The 16,866-nt window shown below is 71.9% G+C and carries 18 protein-coding genes; 8 read left to right on the forward strand and 10 right to left on the reverse strand.

From position 1 onward, the window contains the following. Positions 1-36 precede the first annotated feature (36 nt). The gene (locus JJI54_RS04655) at positions 37-423 is read left to right on the forward strand and encodes a histidine triad nucleotide-binding protein (protein ID WP_203071374.1); all 387 of its coding nucleotides are present in this window, start codon (positions 37-39) and stop codon (positions 421-423) included. Between the two features lie 9 nt (positions 424-432). Next, positions 433-1,278, forward strand: coding sequence for a SirB1 family protein (locus tag JJI54_RS04660; protein WP_203071376.1), 846 nt, complete (start codon positions 433-435; stop codon positions 1,276-1,278). 33 nt (positions 1,279-1,311) lie between these two features. On the opposite strand, the gene JJI54_RS04665 is transcribed toward JJI54_RS04660, so the two are convergent. Together JJI54_RS04665 and JJI54_RS04670 are read right to left on the reverse strand one after the other, a co-directional pair. Next, a complete protein-coding gene (locus JJI54_RS04665; protein ID WP_203071378.1) occupies positions 1,312-1,851 on the reverse strand; it encodes a hypothetical protein in 540 nt (179 codons plus the stop codon). A 147-nt stretch (positions 1,852-1,998) separates the two neighbouring features. Next, positions 1,999-3,495, reverse strand: a complete 1,497-nt coding sequence (locus JJI54_RS04670; protein ID WP_203071380.1) for a UdgX family uracil-DNA binding protein — start codon at positions 3,493-3,495, stop codon at positions 1,999-2,001. A 114-nt stretch (positions 3,496-3,609) separates the two neighbouring features. Between JJI54_RS04670 and JJI54_RS04675 the strand changes: the two genes are divergently transcribed. From JJI54_RS04675 to JJI54_RS04690, 4 genes are all read left to right on the forward strand, one after another. After that, complete coding sequence (locus JJI54_RS04675) at positions 3,610-4,542, forward strand: 2-dehydropantoate 2-reductase (RefSeq protein WP_226381369.1); 933 nt, start codon at positions 3,610-3,612, stop codon at positions 4,540-4,542. Continuing rightward, positions 4,539-5,420 (forward strand): aldose 1-epimerase family protein, encoded by an 882-nt coding sequence (locus tag JJI54_RS04680; protein ID WP_203071382.1) that lies wholly within the window; start codon positions 4,539-4,541, stop codon positions 5,418-5,420. The genes JJI54_RS04675 and JJI54_RS04680 overlap by 4 nt, the downstream gene beginning before the upstream one ends. A 102-nt stretch (positions 5,421-5,522) precedes the next feature. Next, complete coding sequence (locus tag JJI54_RS04685; protein ID WP_203071384.1) at positions 5,523-7,220, forward strand: methyl-accepting chemotaxis protein; 1,698 nt, start codon at positions 5,523-5,525, stop codon at positions 7,218-7,220. Continuing rightward, positions 7,217-7,531, forward strand: coding sequence for a BLUF domain-containing protein (locus JJI54_RS04690; protein ID WP_203071386.1), 315 nt, complete (start codon positions 7,217-7,219; stop codon positions 7,529-7,531). Before JJI54_RS04685 ends, JJI54_RS04690 begins: the two co-directional genes overlap by 4 nt. Here JJI54_RS04690 and JJI54_RS04695 read toward each other — a convergent pair. From JJI54_RS04695 to JJI54_RS32595, 4 genes are all read right to left on the reverse strand, one after another. Further along, positions 7,497-8,951, reverse strand: coding sequence for a class I adenylate-forming enzyme family protein (locus JJI54_RS04695; protein ID WP_203071388.1), 1,455 nt, complete (start codon positions 8,949-8,951; stop codon positions 7,497-7,499). The two genes, JJI54_RS04690 and JJI54_RS04695, sit on opposite strands and share 35 nt — an antisense overlap. Beyond that, positions 8,948-10,213 carry an acyl-CoA dehydrogenase family protein gene (locus JJI54_RS04700; RefSeq protein ID WP_203071390.1) on the reverse strand — a complete coding sequence of 422 codons (1,266 nt, stop codon included), beginning with the start codon at positions 10,211-10,213 and terminating at the stop codon, positions 8,948-8,950. Before JJI54_RS04700 ends, JJI54_RS04695 begins: the two co-directional genes overlap by 4 nt. A 98-nt stretch (positions 10,214-10,311) precedes the next feature. Further along, positions 10,312-11,013 (reverse strand): alpha/beta fold hydrolase, encoded by a 702-nt coding sequence (locus tag JJI54_RS04705; protein WP_203071392.1) that lies wholly within the window; start codon positions 11,011-11,013, stop codon positions 10,312-10,314. Then, entirely contained in the window at positions 11,010-12,047 is a 1,038-nt protein-coding gene (locus JJI54_RS32595) for a M29 family metallopeptidase (protein WP_203071394.1), read from the reverse strand. The genes JJI54_RS04705 and JJI54_RS32595 overlap by 4 nt, the downstream gene beginning before the upstream one ends. A 74-nt stretch (positions 12,048-12,121) precedes the next feature. Between JJI54_RS32595 and JJI54_RS04715 the strand changes: the two genes are divergently transcribed. Next, the gene (locus tag JJI54_RS04715; RefSeq protein WP_203071396.1) at positions 12,122-12,556 is read left to right on the forward strand and encodes a MarR family winged helix-turn-helix transcriptional regulator; all 435 of its coding nucleotides are present in this window, start codon (positions 12,122-12,124) and stop codon (positions 12,554-12,556) included. Between the two features lie 153 nt (positions 12,557-12,709). Next, entirely contained in the window at positions 12,710-13,603 is an 894-nt protein-coding gene (ltnD, locus tag JJI54_RS04720; RefSeq protein ID WP_203071398.1) for an L-threonate dehydrogenase, read from the forward strand. On the opposite strand, the gene JJI54_RS04725 is transcribed toward ltnD, so the two are convergent. From JJI54_RS04725 to JJI54_RS04740, 4 genes are all read right to left on the reverse strand, one after another. Beyond that, positions 13,581-14,498: a PepSY-associated TM helix domain-containing protein gene (locus JJI54_RS04725; RefSeq protein ID WP_203071400.1), complete on the reverse strand. Its 918-nt coding sequence runs from the start codon at positions 14,496-14,498 to the stop codon at positions 13,581-13,583. The genes ltnD and JJI54_RS04725 overlap by 23 nt on opposite strands. A gap of 89 nt (positions 14,499-14,587) precedes the next feature. Beyond that, positions 14,588-14,749 carry a hypothetical protein gene (locus tag JJI54_RS04730; protein WP_203071402.1) on the reverse strand — a complete coding sequence of 54 codons (162 nt, stop codon included), beginning with the start codon at positions 14,747-14,749 and terminating at the stop codon, positions 14,588-14,590. A 166-nt stretch (positions 14,750-14,915) separates the two neighbouring features. Further along, complete coding sequence (locus tag JJI54_RS04735) at positions 14,916-15,761, reverse strand: metallophosphoesterase family protein (protein ID WP_203071403.1); 846 nt, start codon at positions 15,759-15,761, stop codon at positions 14,916-14,918. Then, a complete protein-coding gene (locus JJI54_RS04740; protein WP_203071405.1) occupies positions 15,761-16,834 on the reverse strand; it encodes a LacI family DNA-binding transcriptional regulator in 1,074 nt (357 codons plus the stop codon). The genes JJI54_RS04735 and JJI54_RS04740 overlap by 1 nt, the downstream gene beginning before the upstream one ends. Between the last annotated feature and the right edge of the window lie 32 nt (positions 16,835-16,866).

Below are 16,866 nucleotides of genomic sequence, written 5' to 3' on the forward strand. Positions count from 1 at the left end.
AACAGGGGCGCTGACCACGCCCGCGGAGCTTCGACGATGACGCGCATCACCGGCCTGCCGCCCTATGACCCGCAAAACATCTTCGCGCGCATCCTGCGGGGGGAGATTCCCTGCAAGCGCGTGCTTGAGGATGCCTTCGCGCTCGCCTTCCACGACATCAACCCGCAGACGCCCGTGCATGTGCTGGTGATCCCGAAGGGGCCCTATGTCTCCCACGCCGATTTCAGCGCGAATGCGAGCGATGCGGAGGTCGCGGGCTTCTGGCGCGCCGTCGGCAAGGTCGCGCGGGACCTCGGCCTCGAATCCACCGGCTATCGCATCCTGTCCAACATGGGCGAGGATGGCGGGCAGGAGGTGCCCCATTTCCACGTCCACATCTTCGGCGGCCGTCGCGTCGGCCGCATGGTGCCGGCGCAGGGCTGAGGAAGCCGCATGAGCAACCCGCTGCAGGACACCCGCGCGGCGCTCTCCGCCCTCGGCACCTTGCCGGATTCGGAGATCGATATCGGCCTTGCCGCGCTGCAGCTGGCGCGCATCGACGCGCTGGATGCGGATTGGCGCGCGGGGGCGGAGCACCTGACGGCGCTGGCCCGCGCCGCGGTGAATGCCGCGGCCGCGGATAAGGAGGCGGATGCCGGGGATGTGGCGCGCCGCCGTGCCGTCCTCGCCCAGGTGATCCATGGCCAGTTCGGCTATGTCGGGGATGAGGAAACCTATGAGGACCTGGCCAACGCCAACCTGCTGCGCGTGATGGAACGCCGGCGCGGCCTGCCGGTCGCGCTCGGCATCCTCTGGCTGCATGCGGCGGAGGCCGCGGGGTGGGAGGCGCATGGCATCGACTTCCCCGGCCATTTCCTGGTCGCCCTTGCGGGGCGCGGCCAGGTGGTGGTGGATGTCTTCGCCGGCGGCCATGCGATGGAGGCGCGCGACCTGCGCGCCACGCTCAAGCGCTTCGCGGGGGACCAGGCGGAGCTTGGTCCCGCTTCCCTCGCCCGCATGGACAAGCGCGCGGTGCTGCTGCGGCTGCAGAACAACATCAAGGTGCGCCGCCTGCGGGATGGCGACCTGGCCGGTGCCATCGCCTGCACGGAGGACATGCTGCGCATCGCCCCCGATGCCGCGCCGCTGTGGCGGGAGGCCGGGCTGATGCACCAGCGCCTCGACCAGATCGGCGCCGCCATCGCCGCGCTGGAGAATTTCCTCAAGCTGGTGCCGGAGGGCCCCCAGGCCGCGCGGGTGAAGGGCCTGCTGGAGGAGCTGCGCCAGCGCCTCAACTGACCGGGTGCCCGCCAGGTTATCTCTCCGGCGGGATCAGCCTGGCCTGCCCATGATCTGCGAATGCTCGATGAAATAGACGACGAACAGGAAGGGCGACAGCACGGTCAGGACCGAGGCCCACAGCAGGGCCGTCCGGTACAAGGAATCCCTGAACGCGATTTCGGCCAGGATGAAGGTCTCGTGGTTGCGCGCAACTGCCTGCTCCGCGGGTGTCGCCGCCTTACCGCTCATCCGGTTGCCGAGCCTGTTCCAGCCGAAGATCTCGAAGCGAAGACAGCGCAGGCAGCAATAGGCGGCGAGGATGTAGAGCGTGATGAAGGCGGCGGAGCATATCTTCGTCACGAAGTGGTTCTCGGCGGCGGAGATCGCGACGCTGATGGCAGCGATCATCAGCGAAACATGGGTCAACAACGCCGCGGTCTTGCTGTCGAGGATCGCGAAGATGCTCCCGGTCGCGCTCCAGAGTTCCGCCGGCTCATAGGTCGGCCCCCCCGGTTCGGCTAGCCTCGTGCCGGCGCGCGGCTCGATATGGACGGTGGCTGTCTGGCGGATTTTCTCGGCGAAGTCCGGCATGCCGGGTGCCGCGCCGACCGCGCAGCGCATCCACAAGCGATAGCACAAGCCGCCCCGTTCGCCGTCCCCAATGACGCCCAAGACCGCCCCCGACTCCGTGAATTTCCGGAATGAGATGGTGCAGGGTTGGGCGGCCCGCAAGTCGCGCTATTCCCCGGCGGCCAACCCCGCGGCGGTGCCCGCCCCCTTCAGATCCTCCACAAACCGGGAAAACTCCCGCGCCTGCCCCTCCTGGTCCGGGATGCGCAGCAGGTAGCTCGGATGCACCGTGGCGAAGACCGGGTGGCCTTCCAGCGCCGTCACGGTGGTGCCGCGCGTCTTCATCACCGGCAGCTTCTTGCCCGTCAGCGCCAGCAGCGCGGAGGCGCCGAGCGCCACGACGAGCTTCGGCGCGACGAGCCCGACCTCCCGCAGCAGGAAGGGCCGGTAGTAGGTGATGTCGCCGGCGTCGGGCGACTGGTGCAGGCGGCGCTTGCCCGTCGGCGTGAACTTGAAGTGCTTCACCGCATTGGTGACGTAGGCGGCATCGCGCGGCAGGCCCGCCGCCTCCATCGCGCGGTTGAACAGCCGCCCCGCGGGGCCGACGAAGGGGCGGCCCTGGATGTCCTCCTCGTCGCCGGGCTGTTCGCCGACGAAGAGCAGCGGCGCGCCGACCGCGCCCTCCCCGAACACCGGCTGCGTCGCGCGCGTGGTCCAGTCCGGCAGGTCGGCCCTGCCGAGCAGTTCCTGGCGGAGGTCGGCCAGCGCCAGGGCGGGATCCTTGGAGGCGTCGAGCAGGTCCATGGCGGCATCAACGCGCGGCGCCGCGATCGGCTGCGCGGGCACATGCACGGCGCGCTGCGGCTGCGGGTTGGGCGCGGCGCCGCCCCGGGCCACCATCTCCCGGACGCGCTGGGGCGCTTCCGCGAGCAGGCGGGGAATCTCGAAGGTCTCCGGCATGTTCCGCCAGTATTTCCGCGGCATCTCCGCCCGCATGGCGTTGGGCTTCACCCGGGCGGGGTTGAAGATCGCGGCGTAGTAGGCGCGCCAAAGGGGTTCCACCGCATCGTCCGGCGGCACCTCGGCGCGGTTGCCGCCGGGGCCGAAGGACAGGGTCGAGCCGTCCCAGCCCACGGTGCGGCGGGGCGTGACGATGGTCCAGCGCAGGCTGGCGAAGCGGCGGACGAAGAAATCGGCCTCCGCCTCCTCGATATGGTGGTCGGGCTCGAACCAGGCGACGTGGCGCGTGCCGGCCTCCGTCTCCACCTGCCGGAAGCGCAGGAAGGCGTGCATCTTGTGGGCATCCCGCCGCACCGCCTTGGCCATCGCCTCCAGCCGTGCCACGGCGGGGTCAGTCGAGACCTGCATCAGCGCGGCCTCCCCCGCATGGATGCGCCAGAGCAGCCCGTAGAGCAGCGCGAATCGCTCCGGATCGCTGTGGCGGATCGCGATCTCGGCGAGCCCCATGAAGGCGCGGGGCACGGTGAAGCGGCCGGGCTCGGCCGGCGGCGGGGGGGCGGGCGAATCGCCGAACAGGCCGGGGCTGTCCCCGGCCACGCGCCATTCCACCTGGTCTGGCCTGAGCCCCGCCGCCACCAGGCCGCGCGCCGCCTGCCGCCACCCCGCGAAATCCGCCGGCCCTGCCAGGATCGCCGCGACCGTCATCCGATGCTCCTCCAAGCCCGCCAGAACAAATATAGAACACATCGCCCGCCCTCAAGCGAGTCTTGGAGGGGCGGCCCGCATCGGTGATCCTCGCCGCCCACGGGGGAACGGATGATGGCGATGCGGATGCTGGTGCTCGGCGCGGGGGCGCTGGGGGGCTATTTCGGCGGGCGGGCGATGCAGCGGGGGCTGGACGTCACCTTCCTGGTCCGCCCCGCCCGGGCCGCCGCCCTGGCGCGGGACGGGCTGCGCATCCGCAGCACCCATGGCGATGCCGATCTGCGCGTGGCGACGGTGGAGCGCGCCGGCCCCGGCTTCGATGTCGTGCTGCTGTCCTGCAAGGCCTATGACCTGGATGCGGCGATCGAGGCCATCCGCCCGGCCGTCGAGGCCGGCGCCCGCGTGCTGCCGGTGCTGAACGGGCTGTCGCATATCGACCGGCTGAATGCCGCCTTCGGCGCGGATCGCGTCTGGGGCGGGCTCGCGAAATGCGCGGCGACGCTGCGGCCGGATGGCACCATCCAGCACCTGAACGACTGGCACTGGCTGACCTTTGGCGAACAGGACGGCGCGATGGGTGGCCAAGCCGCCGCCTTCGCCGCCGCCCTCGGCCAGGCGCCGGGGCTGGTGGCGGAAGCGGTGCCCGATATCCGGCGCCGGATGTGGGAGAAACTGGTGCATCTCGGCACCGTGGCCGCCGGCACGGTGCTGATGCGCGCCAGCGTGGGGGAGATCGTGCGCGCCGGCGGCCGCGGCTTCCTGCTCGCGCTGCTGGAACGCAACGCCGCCATCGCCGCCGCGAAGGGCTTTCCCATGTCGCCCGGTTTCATGCAGGGCTACCGGGCCATGTTCTCCGATGCCGGAAGCGCCTACACCGCCTCCATGCTGCGGGACCTGGAAGCGGGCGGACGGACGGAGGCGGAGCACATCCTCGGCTTCCTCACCGATTCCGCCCGCGCGGCCGGGGTGCCGGAGGATCTTCACGCGCTGGCCCTGCTGCACGCCCGCGCGCATGACCAGCGGCGGGAGGCGAAGCGACTGCCATGAGCGGTTCAGGGGACCGGATCAGCCTCGGCACGCCGAAGCTCAAGGCCATGGTGAAGGCCGAGGGCGCGGAACTCACCAGCCTGAAGGACGGGGAGGGCCGGGAACTGCTCTGGCAGGCGGAAGCCGCCTGGCCCCGCCATTCCCCCGTGCTCTTCCCCATCGTCGGCCGCGTGAAGGATGACCGGCTGCGCCTGGGCGAGGCCAGCTTCCCCATGGGCCAGCACGGCTTCGCCCGCGACAGCCGCTTCACCCTGGTGGAGCAGGACGCGACCGGCTGCCGCTTCCTGCTGGCCGACAGCGAGGCGACGCGCGCCATCTACCCCTTCGCCTTCCGCTTCGAGGTCGCCTACGCCCTGCATGGCGCGACCCTCGCCGTGACCTACAGCGTGACGAATCCGGGGGAGGGGACGCTGCCCTTCTCGGTCGGCGCGCACCCCGCCTTCCGGTGGCCGCTGCCCGGCGGCGCCGGCAAGCTGGCGCACCGCATCGAGTTCGAGCAGGAGGAAGCCGGCCCCTTCTTCCGCCTGAACGAGGCCGGGCTGATCGACCAGGCGCCGCACGCCCTGCCGACCCATGGCCGCACGCTGGGGCTGCGGGAGGACCTGTTCCGCCCCAGCGCCATGATCCTGCTGAACCCCGCCAGCCGGCGCCTGCATTACGGCGCGCCGGGCGCCCCGGTGCTGGAAGTGGCCTGGCAGGGCTTCGGGCAATTCGGCCTCTGGATGAAGCCCGGCGCCGATTTCCTCTGCATCGAGCCCTGGGCGGGCTACGCGGATATCGCGGGCTATGAGGTGGACCTCTGGTCCAAGCCGGGGATCGAGATGCTGAACGCCGGGGAAACGCGCCGCTTCACCTGGCGTGTTTCCGTCACGGAATGAACCGCGTTAGCTCTTACTGAAGGGTAGCCATGCCAGATCGGCATCGCGGCATCATGGCCGCGATCAGGGGCGAACACCGCCCTGTTGTGGCGGGAGAATCCGATGCGGCGTTGGTTCGACAACCTGTCCCTGCTCTGGAAGACGATGCTGCCGGTGGGGCTGCTCGTCCTCGTGGCCATCGGCAGCGCCACCTACGCGCTGCGCCTGGCGAACCAGGTGGACCACACCTACTCCACCCTGGTGGAGGGCGAAGCCAGCGCCGCCACCGCCTCGGCCCGCATCAACCCCGTGCTGCTCGACATGGCGCAACTGGTCTGGCGCAGCCTGGCGCTTGGCGAACCCGCCGCGATCGCGGAGGCGCAGCGGGAGGTGGAGCAGGCGGGCGCCCTGATGGCGACGCGCATCCGTGACCTGAGGGAAGCCGTTGCCGGCACCCCGGTGGTGGCGCAGATCGACGTGATCGAGCAGCGCTTCCAGGCGCTGCGCAACACGGCGCTCGGCGCGCTGCGGCTGATGGCGGAAGGCCAGCAGCGCGTGGCGGAAGCGCAGCTCCGCCGCGAATTCACGGGCCAGGTGGCCGAGCTGCGCCTCGCCACCCGCAGCCTGACCGATACGCTGGTGGAGCGCGCGGACCGCCGCAGCGCCGTCGTCTCCGAGGAGGTGGACGCGGCCGTCCTGGTCGCCGCGGGCGTCCTGGCCGGCGCGATCCTGCTGTCCATCATGGCGGCGGTGGCGATGACGCTCGGCGTCGTGGTGCGCCCGCTGAAGCGCCTGCAGCAGGCCACCGCCGGCGTCGCCGCCGGCCGGCTCGATACCGCCGTGCCCGAAACCGGCCGCGGCGATGAGGTCGGCACCATGGCGCGCGCCCTGTCCACCTTCGCCGACGGCCTGCGCGAAGCCGCCGCGCTGCGCGCGACGCAGGAAGACCAGAAGCGCGCGCTGGAAATCACCCGCAAGCAGGACCTGCAGCGCGTCGCCCAGCAGCTGGAGGAACGCGTCGGCGGGGTGGTGGAGGGCATCGCCTCCGCCTCCACCGAGCTCAACGCCGCCGCCACCTCCCTGGTCGGCATCGCGGAGCAGGGCGCGATCCGCGCCCATACGGTCAGCCAGGTGACCACCGCCACCAACGAGAATGTCGGCACCGTCGCCGCCGCGACCGAGGAACTGGCCAGCTCGGTGGCCGAGATCGCGCGCCAGGTGAATGAAAGCACCACCGTCGCCCGCGCGGCCGTGGAACAGGCGGAACGCACCAACAGCACCGTCGCCAACCTGAACGACGCCTCGCAGAAGATCGAGGAAGTGCTGCGCCTGATCGGCGACATCGCCGGCCAGACCAACCTGCTGGCGCTGAACGCGACGATCGAGGCCGCGCGCGCCGGCGACGCCGGCAAGGGCTTCGCGGTGGTGGCGAGCGAGGTGAAGTCGCTGGCCGGCCAGACCACGCGCGCGACGGAAGGCATCGCCCAGCAGATCAAGGCGATGCAGGACGCGACGCGCGGCGCCGCCACCGAGATCGGCGCCATCCGCGACACCATCGTCCGCATCAGCGACATCGCCGTCACCATCGCCGCCGCGGTGGAACAGCAGGGCGCCGCGACGCAGGACATCGCCCGCAGCGTCCAGGCCGCGGCCGGCGGCACGCGCGACGTCGCCACGCGGATCGAGGAAGTGCGCGCCGCGGCCGGGGAAACCGGCGGCGCTGCCACGCAGGTGAACGCCACGGCCAGCGACCTGTCCAGCCAGGCGGAGGCGCTGCGCCGCGAGGTCCGCGACGTGCTGGCGACGCTGCGCGCGGCATGACGCTGCACCGGCCCCTGCACCGTATCGTGGCGATGAGCGTGGGCGAGCCCGGCGTGGCGGCGGACCCCGCCGCCGTGGCCGCGCTGGCGGAACGCCTGCGCGCGGGGCTGCTGGCGCGCGGCGTCACCGGCTGCCTCTCGCTGCGCGGCCACTGCATCGGCCAGGTGCTGGAAGGCCCGCCGCGCGCCGTGCGCAACGCCTTCGCGCGCCTCAAGCGGGACTGGCGCCACCGCGACCTGGTGGTGCTGGAGGATCGCGCCGTGGCCGCGCGGGAATTCAGCGACTGGGGTGTGCGGCCACCATCTCCCTGAGCCGCGCCACTTCCACCTTGCCGAGCGCGGTGCGCGGCAGGGCGGGCAGGGCGACGACGGCGCGGGGCTGCTTGAAGCGCGCGATCTGGCCCTCGAAATGCGCCAGCACGCGGGCGGGGTCGAACCCCTCCCCGGGGACCACGACGGCGATGGGCACCTCGCCCCAGCGCGGATCGTCACGGCCGACCACGGCGCCTTCCGCGACGCCGGGGGCCGTGCGCAGCAGGCGTTCGACCTCCGCGGGATAGATGTTCTCGCCGCCCGAGATGATCACGTGCTTGAGGCGGTCGGTGAACCAGTAGCGGCCCTCCGGGTCGACGCGCCCGACATCGCCGGTGGGGAACCAGCCATCGGCGGTCAGCGCATCGTCGCGCTTCCAGTAGCCGCGCAGCACGGCGGGGCCGCGCACCTGGATCTCGCCGTCCGCGCCGGGCGGGCAGGGGGCGCCGGCGGCATCCACCAGGCGGCATTCCGCATGCAGGGCCGGGCGGCCGATGGAGCCGGGCGCGGCCAGCGCTTCGTCACGGGTCTGGACGATGGCGATGGGGCAGGTCTCCGTCGCGCCATAGACCTGCTGCACCGGGATGCCGCGCTGGTGGAAGGCTTCTATCAGCGGCAGCGGCACGTCCGACGACCCGGCGCCGATGGCGCGGAGCGAGGAGAGGTCGGCCGAGCCCCAGCGCGGATGCGAGACCAGCGCCTGCATCACGGCCGGCACCAGCAGCGTCAGCGTCGGGCGCCCCTGTTCCACCGCGTCGAAGAAGGCATCGGCCTCGAAGCGCGGATGCAGGATGACCTCGGCCCCCACGCAAAGCGCCGGCGTGGTCTGGATATTGAGGCCGCCGACATGGAACAGCGGCAGCACCGTCAGCACGCGGTCATCGGGCGAGAGTCCGAAGGTGGCGATGGCGTTCAGCGCGTTGAAGCGCAGCGCCCGCTGGTCGAGCACCGCGCCCTTGGGGCGGCCCGTGGTGCCGCTGGTATAGACCAGCAGCAGCGGATCATCGTCGGTGCCCGTCGTCTCAACGGGCGCGCCATGCAGCATCGTCGCATCGACGACGGCGCAACCTTCGGGCGCGGCGTCCGCGGCAGCCTGGAGAAAATCCGGGGTCGCCAGCAGCAGGGATGCGCCCGCATCCTCCAGGATGAAGCGCCATTCCGGCGCGGCCAGGCGCCAGTTCAGCGGGACCTGCATCGCGCCGAGCCGCGCGCAGGCCAGCAGCGCCACGATCTGCGCGGGGTGGTTGTGGCCGAGGAAGCCGATGCGGTCACCCCGCCCGATGCCGCGCGCCGCCAGCGCCCCGGCCATGCCGGCAACGGCAGCGTCCAGCGCGCCATAATCCAGCACAGCCCCGCCGAAGCGCAGCGCGATGCGGCCGGGCGGCGGCGAGCCCGCCCAGCGATGCACCGGCGCGCTCAATCCACCTCGCCCTTCTCATACAGCGTGTCGCGGCCGAGGCGATCCAGGCAGAGTTCCGCCGTCCAGGGCAGCATCAGCGCGCCGCAGCGGCTGTCGCGGTACATCCGTTCCAGCGGCAGCGACTTCAGCATGGACTGCCCGCCGCAGGTGCGGATGGCGAGCGCGCAGAGCGCATTCGCATTCTCCATCACCGTGTATTGCGCGGCCAGCGCGCGCATCATCTGGTCCTTGGTGGGATCAGGCCGCGCATCGGTGATGGCCTGGAACCACAGCGCCTTGGTCTGTTCCAGCATGATGCGCATCTGCGCGACGGCGATCTGCTTGGTCGGATACATGCGGCGCTTCACCGGCGGCGTGCCCGGAACCTCGCCCCGCAGATACTTCACGGTGAAGTCGTAGGCCGCCTGGCAGATGCCCATATAGGTCGGCGACAGCGTCATGAACATGTGCGGCCACCGCGTCGCCGCCTGGAAGTAGAGGCCGGGCGGCATCAGCGCCGCATCCTCCGGCACGAAGACATCCTTGAAGATCAGGTTGCGGGAGACGGTGCCGCGCATGCCGAGCGGATCCCACTCGCCCTCCACCGTCACACCCGGCGCGGTGGCCGGCACGCCGAGATAGAGCGTGTCCCTTCGCGACAGTTTCTCCCCGTCATGCACCTCCGTGCAGAGGATGCCGTAGTAATTGGCGTGGCCCGCGAGACTGGCGAAGATCTTCTTGCCGTTGATGAGGAAGCCGCCCTCGACGCGCCTGGCCGTGGTGCCGAAGGCCGCCGCGCCGGCCGCCGCCGCGCCGCCCTCGGAGAAGGGCTGCGAGTAGATCGCGCCATCCGCCAGGATGCGGTCGTAATGCATCCGGCGCCGGCGGCGATGCTCGGCGCGCGCATCCCCGGGAATGTCCAGATCCTCGGTCAGCGCGCCGGTCCAGAGGGTGGAGCAGACATGCATGTTCCAGGTCAGCGCGGTGGCGCCGCAATACCGGCCGAGTTCGGCGGCGGTCATGCAATAGGCACGGAAATCCGCACCGAGCCCGCCTTCATCCTCCGGGATGCAGATGCCGAGCAGCCCCTCGCGATGCATGTCGCGGTAGTTGTCGGTGGGGAAGGCGGCCTCGCGGTCCCAGCGCGCGGCGCGGGGCGCCAGCACGGTGGCGCCGAAGCGGCGCGCCTTGGCGGTCAGCTCGGCCTCGAAGGGCGTCAGCCGGAAGGCCTCCGCGTCGAAGATCGGCGCGTCTTCCAGCGTGGTGGCGGGCAGGGCGTCCATCGGCGTCATCTCCAGGATCGGTCTTGAGCGTTCATGCCCGCTGTGCGGGACGCAGCTTCTTTCCGCGGCCATGCTGTCGGGCATGAATGCACAAGCCCTCAGCTCTCCAATGCGTCGCGCAGCGCGGCCGCGAATTCGGCGGGTTTCTCGAGATGGATCAAATGCCCGGCTTCGGGAATCACGATGATCCGCGCGCCCGGAATCGTCTCCGCCATGCGCTGCATGGTCTTGAGCGGCGCGGCCTGGTCGCGTTCGCCCGCGATCAGCACGGTCGGCACGCTGATCCGCGCCATGTCCGCTCGGCGGTCGAAGGTCGTCAGGCAACGCAGCGTGTCGCGATAGACATCCTCCGGCACCGCCTGCATCGCTTCCAGCGCGCGCGGATAGGCGTCCGGCGCCGCGTCCGGGCCAAACATGCCTTCCAGCATCGCGGATGCCGCGTCCCGCATCGTGCTGCCCTCCAGCGGGCCGAGGCGCGCGCGGAGGAAAGCGTCGGCGAAGCTCGGGTCGCGGCCGCCGAAGGCCGCCGTGGTGCCGTAGAGCACCAGCTTCGCGACGCGGTCGGGATGGGTCGCCGCGAAATCCTGCGCCACCATGCCGCCCATGGAATGGCCGACCAGCGTCGCCTTCGCGATGCCCTTCGCGTCCATCGCCGCCAGCAGTGCCGCCGTCAGCGCGGGGAAGGTCATCGAAGGCAGGGGCGCCGTGCCGCAGAAGCCCGGGAACGGCCAGTCGAGGGCGCCCGGCACCAGATTACCCCAGGACGGGCCGCCGATGCCGTGCAGCAGGATGGTGGTCATGGAACGAGCCTCCCCTCGATGACGACGGGCTCGCCATCCAGCGCGATGGTGCAGCCGAAGACGGGGATGTCGAAATGCCCCTCCGTGAAGCGGCCCGCGAATTCATTGGCGCCGGTCGAGAACAGGAAGTTCCCGGCGGCGGCGCGCAGCTCCGTCCCGTTGGTGTCGCGCGCGCCATAGGCCAGCAGCGCCTCCCGCCGCGCGCGGGGGTTCATCCCCCAGCCGACATGGCTGACCGCATAGGCCGCGCGATCGCCCCAGGCGGCGAGATACTCGCGCATGGCGATGGCGTCGGTGCCCGCGCCCTCGATCGCCGTGACATGGTCATCCACCAGCGTCAGGCGGACGGGGCTTTCGATGTAGCGCTTGAAGGTCAGGTTCGCGTCGCCCGGCGCCAGCACCAGCGTGCCGTTGACGGTGCCCGCGCGCGGGAAGCTGACGACGACGCCGCCCGGCCAATGCGCGATGGTGCCGGGCCGGTCCGTCCAGCCCCAGACCCCCGCGGTGATGGCGCCCGCCATGTCCACCACCAGGTCGGTGCCCGCGGCGCTCGTCACGGTCATCCGCTTCGCGGCCCGTGCCCGCTTCACCGCGGCCTTCACCGGCGCCTCATCCGCGGGCAGCGGCACCAGCCGCTCCAGCGCCTCCGGATGCTCGTTCGACACCATCAGGATGCGCGAACCCGCCGCCAGGATTTCCTTCAGCTCCGGCGCGTGCAGCAGCCCCTCCAGCGTCAGGTCCAGGATCAGGGAGGACGCCTTCAGCGCCGCCAGCGCGCCAGGATGGCCCTGCAGCGCGCGGGACGCGCCCGTGGATCGCACCGGCACCGGCGCCGTCTGCCGCGGCGTCGGCACCACCAGGCGGAAGGGCCGGCAGCCCAGGCGATGCGCCGCCAACTCCGCCAGGTCGATGTTCAGCGGACGGGACTGGCTTTCCGCCAGCAGGCAGACGACCTCCCCCGGCTGCGCCTTGCAGAGGCGGAGCACGGCCTCGAAGGCCTCGATCCAGGCGGGCTCGATCCGGTCGTCGCGCAATCCCGGGCACTCCCTGACGTTGCCCCAAGGATAACGCTGGTCCGCGACATATGAAAAGTCATATGTTGGCCGCCATGGGCGAATCCCCCCGCTTCGTCGATGGCTACCTGCTGGCCCTGCTGGCGCGGGCGAGCCATGCGGCCTCCGCCGGCTTCCATGCGCAGCTCAAGGCGCGCGGCGTGGCGGTGCCGGTCTGGCGCGTGCTGGCGACGCTGGAAGGCGCGCCGCAGGGCGTGACGGTGGGCGAACTGGCCGAGACCTGCCTGATGCAGCAGCCCACCATGTCCAAGCTGCTGGACCGGATGGAGGCCGATGGCCTGGTGGCGCGGCAGCGCCAGGGCCGCACGATGCGGGTGATGCTGACGCCGCCCGGCGCCACCCTGGCCGCCGCGCTGGTGGCGGAAGCCCGTGCCCATGAGGCCGCGCTGCTCGCCCGCCATGCCGGCGCCGCCCCCGCCCTGAAGGCGCTGCTGCGGGACATTGCGGGGCCTTCATCGGAAGCGGGCTGATCCCCATCTCCCGCCCATGCCATCTCCGGACAAGCTCGGCCGCATCGTGCTGGTGCTGCTCGTCATCTCCGCCCTCGTGCAGATCGCGCGCCTCGTCTTGTCTTGAGCCCTGCGCCCGGTAAGGGTGCGGCCGACACGCAGGGAGCGCGCGCGATGAAGGTGGCGGTGATCGGCCTCGGGGCCATGGGCATGGGCGCGGCCTTGTCCTGCCACCGCGCGGGCCTGGCGACCACGGGCTGCGACATGCGGGATTCCGCGCGCGCCGAATTCGCCGCGGCCGGCGGCGCCACCGCCGCCAGCGCGGCCGGGATCGAGCAGGGCACGGAGGCCGTGCTGCTGCTGGTCGTGAACGCCGCGCAGACCGAAGCCGCCCTGTTCGGGCCGGAGGGCTGCGCCCCGCGCCTCGCGCCGGGCGCCGTCATCCTCTCCTCCGCCACCATGGGCCCGGCGGACGCGAAGAAGCTGGCGGAGCGTGCCGAGGCGGCGGGCTTCCTCTACCTCGATGCGCCGGTATCGGGTGGCGCCGCCAAGGCCGCTTCCGGGGAGATGACGGTGATGGCCTCCGGGTCCCCCGCCGCCTTCGCCAAGGCGCGGCCGGTGCTGGATGCGGTGGCGGCCAAGGTCTGGGAACTCGGCGATGCACCCGGCATCGGCGCCACGGTGAAGGTCGTGCACCAGCTGCTGGCCGGCGTGCATATCGCCGTGGCGGCGGAGGCGATGGCCCTCGGCATCCGCGCCGGCGCCGATCCGCGGCAGCTCTATGACGTGGTGACCAGCGCCGCCGGCAATTCCTGGATGTTCGAGAACCGGATGGCCCGCGTGCTGACCGGCGACGACGCGCCGCGCAGCGCCGTCGACATCTTCGTCAAGGATCTCGGCCTGGTGGCGGAGATGGCGCGCGGGCTGAACCACCCCGTGCCGCTGGCCACCCAGGCGCAGCAGCTCTTCACCGCCGCCAGCGCCATGGGCCATGGCCGCGCGGATGATGGCTTCGTCATCCGCGTCTGGCAGGCGCTGACGGGAATCACCCTGCCGGGGAAGCCGTAAGCCGCCGCGCGGCCTTCGCCCGGCGCTTCGCCAGCGTCCGCCGCGCCCAGATGAACACCCCCGTGCCCAGCAGCCCGACCAGCGCGACCGAGGTGACGAGGTTCAGCGCGCTGCCCAGCAGGCCGCCCCAGCCACCCTCATGCAGCAGGCGCGGCCAGTTGTCGGGCTGGCGCACCAGCCCCTCGGGCCCCGCGCGATAGGCGATGGCGGTGCCGCGCTCATCCAGCACCCGCACCAGCCGCCCGCCGCCGATCGGGCGGATGAAGTCCAGCCCATCCAGGTCATGCCGCGCGGCCACCTGGCGCAGCGTCTCCAGCAGCGGGGGCGTCGCGCCCGGCGGCACCGGCGCGGGCGTGGTGAAGGTGATCCCGAAGGCCAGCGCCAGGCCGGTCAGCGGGCTGCCGACCAGCAGCGGCAGCAGCGCCCAGCCCGTCACGCGGTGCCAGCCGCCCAGCGTGTTGCGCAGCCTGGGCCAGCCCAGCAGCAGCCCGGCCAGGCCCAGCGCCACCAGCGCGATGGTGCTGGCGACCACCAGCCAGCCGAGGTCGAGCAGCAGCCGTTCATGCAGCCCGCGCATGGTGCGGAACAGGCCCGGCAGGGCGGTGGGCTGCACCGGCACCGCGGTGGCAAGGTCATAGGTCGTGGACGCCCCGCGCCCGCCCAGGCTCGCCGTGCCCGCATAGCCCTGGATCGCCAGCGCACCCCCGCGCCCGGCCGGCCCCGCGGCCTCGATGATGCGTTCCAGCCGCTCCAGCGTGACGGTGCCGTCCGGGGTCGTCGCCTTCAGCGCCGGCTCGACGGACAGCACGAGGCCGGACAGGATCACGGCCAGCAGCGGCAGCGCGAAGACCAGCGCCACCCAGCGGTGCAGCTTCAGGAAAAGGACCTTGCTCATCACGGCACCCGTCACGTCACGGATGCTGTCCTACAAGGCCGCCCATCACGCGTGGGTGATGAAGTGTCACGCTTCGTGACGGCGCCGCCTCAGCTGATGGCGGCGACCACCACGGCGATGGCCAGCAGCAGGACCGCGAGCGCCGCGCCCGCCCGGCCCAGCTCCGCCGCCTTCTCCCGCGTCATCAACGGCTCGGCGGGCCGGCGGGCCGTCGCCTCACCGGGGGTTGTCTCGGCATAGGGGTCGCGCAACCCCAGGAATTCCGACTTTTGCTGCTTGGTTTGCGACATTGCCGGCCCTGTTTGACCACGATGCAGTCATAGCCGGGCCGATTCGACCCGGAAACCGATCACGGGTTGAGGAGGCCGGTTTCTCGCCCTCCTCAAAATAACGACGATCTCTTTTTCGTGAGCGGCGTCACCCCTGCCGCGGATAGGTCTCCGCCCGCACTTCCTCCAGGAAGGGCGCGCGGATCCCGGCGGGGGAGACGAGTTCGACCTCGACATGGTCCGCATGCAGCCGGTGCCGCAGGAAGCCCGCCACGCGCTCCCCCGGGATGCCCGGCTGGATCTCCGGCTCGCAGACGAAGGAGGCCGGGGGCGCCCAGGCATGCGTCACCTCCCCCCGCCGCACCAGCCGGTGCAGGTGCAGGTGGCCGGAGGCGACGAGCCGCAGCGCCGGGTGGGACAGCAGCGGCGCCAGCGCCGCGCGGGCGGCGGGCGGCACCGACCAGTAGTCGAAGCCGTCCTCCATCCCCTGCAGATAGGGCGGCTTGTGCAGGAACAGCGCGATGCGCCGCCGGCCCAGCCCCTCCAGCGCCGCGCCCATGAAGCCGACCTGCTCGGCCTCCCGCGCCAGGCCGGTGCCCATGATTTCCGTGTTCAGCCCGACCAGGCGCCAGGATTCGCCGCCGGGCCCGTCCAGGTCCTGCACGAAGCGGTCCGGGCCGATCAGGCTGTCCCAGCGCGCCAGCCGCGCCCCGTCCACCACCTGCGCCGGCATGGTCTCCGCCGTGCTGCCGACATCGTGGTTGCCCGGGATGGCCAGCAGCGTGCCCCGCCCGGCCGCGCGGCGGAAGGCGGTGGCGGCGAAGGACAGGTCCGCATCCCGGTCCGCCCCATCCAGGGAGAGGTCGCCGCTGGCGACCAGCGCGACGGGCGGGTCCGCATGCAGCACGGCCTCGATCCGCGCCATGTTGGCCTGGAAGACGGTGGTGCGGGGGCCGAGATGCGCGTCCGAGATCTGCGCGACGATGATGGGCATCAATGATCCTGTTTCGGCGCGCGGGTGGAAGCGCGGATGACGAGTTCCGGCACCAGGCGGGTGTCGCGGCGCGGCGCGGCGGGTTCCGCGATCTCGGCCAGCAGCGCTTCCGCCGCTTCCCGCCCCATGGCGGCGTGCTGGATGCGGATCGTGGTCAGCGGCGGGTCGATGAGGTCCACGAAGGGCATGTCGTTGAAGCCCGTGACGGAGAGGTCGGCGCCGGCCCGCAGGCCGCTTCCCTGCAGCACGTCGTAGACGCCAAGGCATAACATATCGTTCGCGACGACCAGCGCGGTGAAGCCCGGCCCCGCCAGCAGCGCCCGCATCGCCGCCTGCCCCGCCGCGCGCGTATAGCCCGCCGCATCCACCATCGCCGCCGGTTCCAGCCCCGCCGCCCGCAGGGCCTCGAGAAAACCCTCGCGCCGGTCGATGGCGGTGGAAACGCCGGGCGGGCCGGCGAGATGCGCGATGCGGCGATGGCCGAGCCCCACCAGATGCGCCACCGCCAGCCCGATGCCGTGCCGGTCGTCATTCGTGACGGCGGAGGTGCTGGCGCCCGGCAGGCGCCGGTTGATCAGCACCGCGGGGATGCCGAAGCGGGCGCAAAGCTCGATCGCATGCGTGCCCTCCGCGGCGGAGGCCATCATCAGCCCGTCCACCAGGTGCTCCGCCATGCGGGAGATCAGCATCTCCTCCCGCGCCGGGTCGTTGTCCGTGTTCGCCACCAGCGTCGCATAGCCCTGCGCCGCCAGCAGCGTTTCCGCCGCGCGGACGATGGGCGGGAAGATCGGGTTCACGAGGTCCGGCACCAGGATGCCGATGGTGCGCGACCTGCGCGTGCGCAGCCCGGCCGCGAGCGCGGAGGGCCGCCAGCCCAGCGCCGCCGCCGCCTGCGCCACGCGTTCCACCACCGCCTCCGTCACCATCCCCCGCGTCGCCGGGTTCAGCGCGCGGGACACGGTGGAGGCATGCACCCCCGCCGCGCGGGCGACATCGGCGATGGTGGCGCGCCCGCAGCTGGGCGCGGAAGCGGCGGGCGGGCCAGGGTCCCGGGGAAGGCGGCGTTGCGGCATGGGTGCACCATCCTAGCCCCTCATGTCGGGAT

Source organism: Falsiroseomonas ponticola (assembly GCF_016805305.1).
Classification (GTDB): domain Bacteria; phylum Pseudomonadota; class Alphaproteobacteria; order Acetobacterales; family Acetobacteraceae; genus Falsiroseomonas; species Falsiroseomonas ponticola.

Bases quoted from the DNA above. Each gene is read 5' to 3' on its own strand.
- JJI54_RS04715 (WP_203071396.1), top strand. From the start codon at position 12,122: ATGGGCGAATCCCCCCGCTTCGTCGATGGCTACCTGCTGGCCCTGCTG.
- JJI54_RS04740 (WP_203071405.1), bottom strand. From the start codon at position 16,834: ATGCCGCAACGCCGCCTTCCCCGGGACCCTGGCCCGCCCGCCGCTTCC.
- JJI54_RS04700 (WP_203071390.1), bottom strand. From the start codon at position 10,213: ATGGACGCCCTGCCCGCCACCACGCTGGAAGACGCGCCGATCTTCGAC.
- JJI54_RS04665 (WP_203071378.1), bottom strand. From the start codon at position 1,851: ATGCCGGACTTCGCCGAGAAAATCCGCCAGACAGCCACCGTCCATATC.
- JJI54_RS04725 (WP_203071400.1), bottom strand. From the start codon at position 14,498: ATGAGCAAGGTCCTTTTCCTGAAGCTGCACCGCTGGGTGGCGCTGGTC.
- JJI54_RS04670 (WP_203071380.1), bottom strand. From the start codon at position 3,495: ATGACGGTCGCGGCGATCCTGGCAGGGCCGGCGGATTTCGCGGGGTGG.
- JJI54_RS04660 (WP_203071376.1), top strand. From the start codon at position 433: ATGAGCAACCCGCTGCAGGACACCCGCGCGGCGCTCTCCGCCCTCGGC.
- JJI54_RS04675 (WP_226381369.1), top strand. From the start codon at position 3,610: ATGGCGATGCGGATGCTGGTGCTCGGCGCGGGGGCGCTGGGGGGCTAT.
- JJI54_RS04655 (WP_203071374.1), top strand. From the start codon at position 37: ATGACGCGCATCACCGGCCTGCCGCCCTATGACCCGCAAAACATCTTC.
- ltnD (WP_203071398.1), top strand. From the start codon at position 12,710: ATGAAGGTGGCGGTGATCGGCCTCGGGGCCATGGGCATGGGCGCGGCC.
- JJI54_RS04705 (WP_203071392.1), bottom strand. From the start codon at position 11,013: ATGACCACCATCCTGCTGCACGGCATCGGCGGCCCGTCCTGGGGTAAT.
- JJI54_RS04735 (WP_203071403.1), bottom strand. From the start codon at position 15,761: ATGCCCATCATCGTCGCGCAGATCTCGGACGCGCATCTCGGCCCCCGC.
- JJI54_RS04680 (WP_203071382.1), top strand. From the start codon at position 4,539: ATGAGCGGTTCAGGGGACCGGATCAGCCTCGGCACGCCGAAGCTCAAG.
- JJI54_RS04690 (WP_203071386.1), top strand. From the start codon at position 7,217: ATGACGCTGCACCGGCCCCTGCACCGTATCGTGGCGATGAGCGTGGGC.
- JJI54_RS04685 (WP_203071384.1), top strand. From the start codon at position 5,523: ATGCGGCGTTGGTTCGACAACCTGTCCCTGCTCTGGAAGACGATGCTG.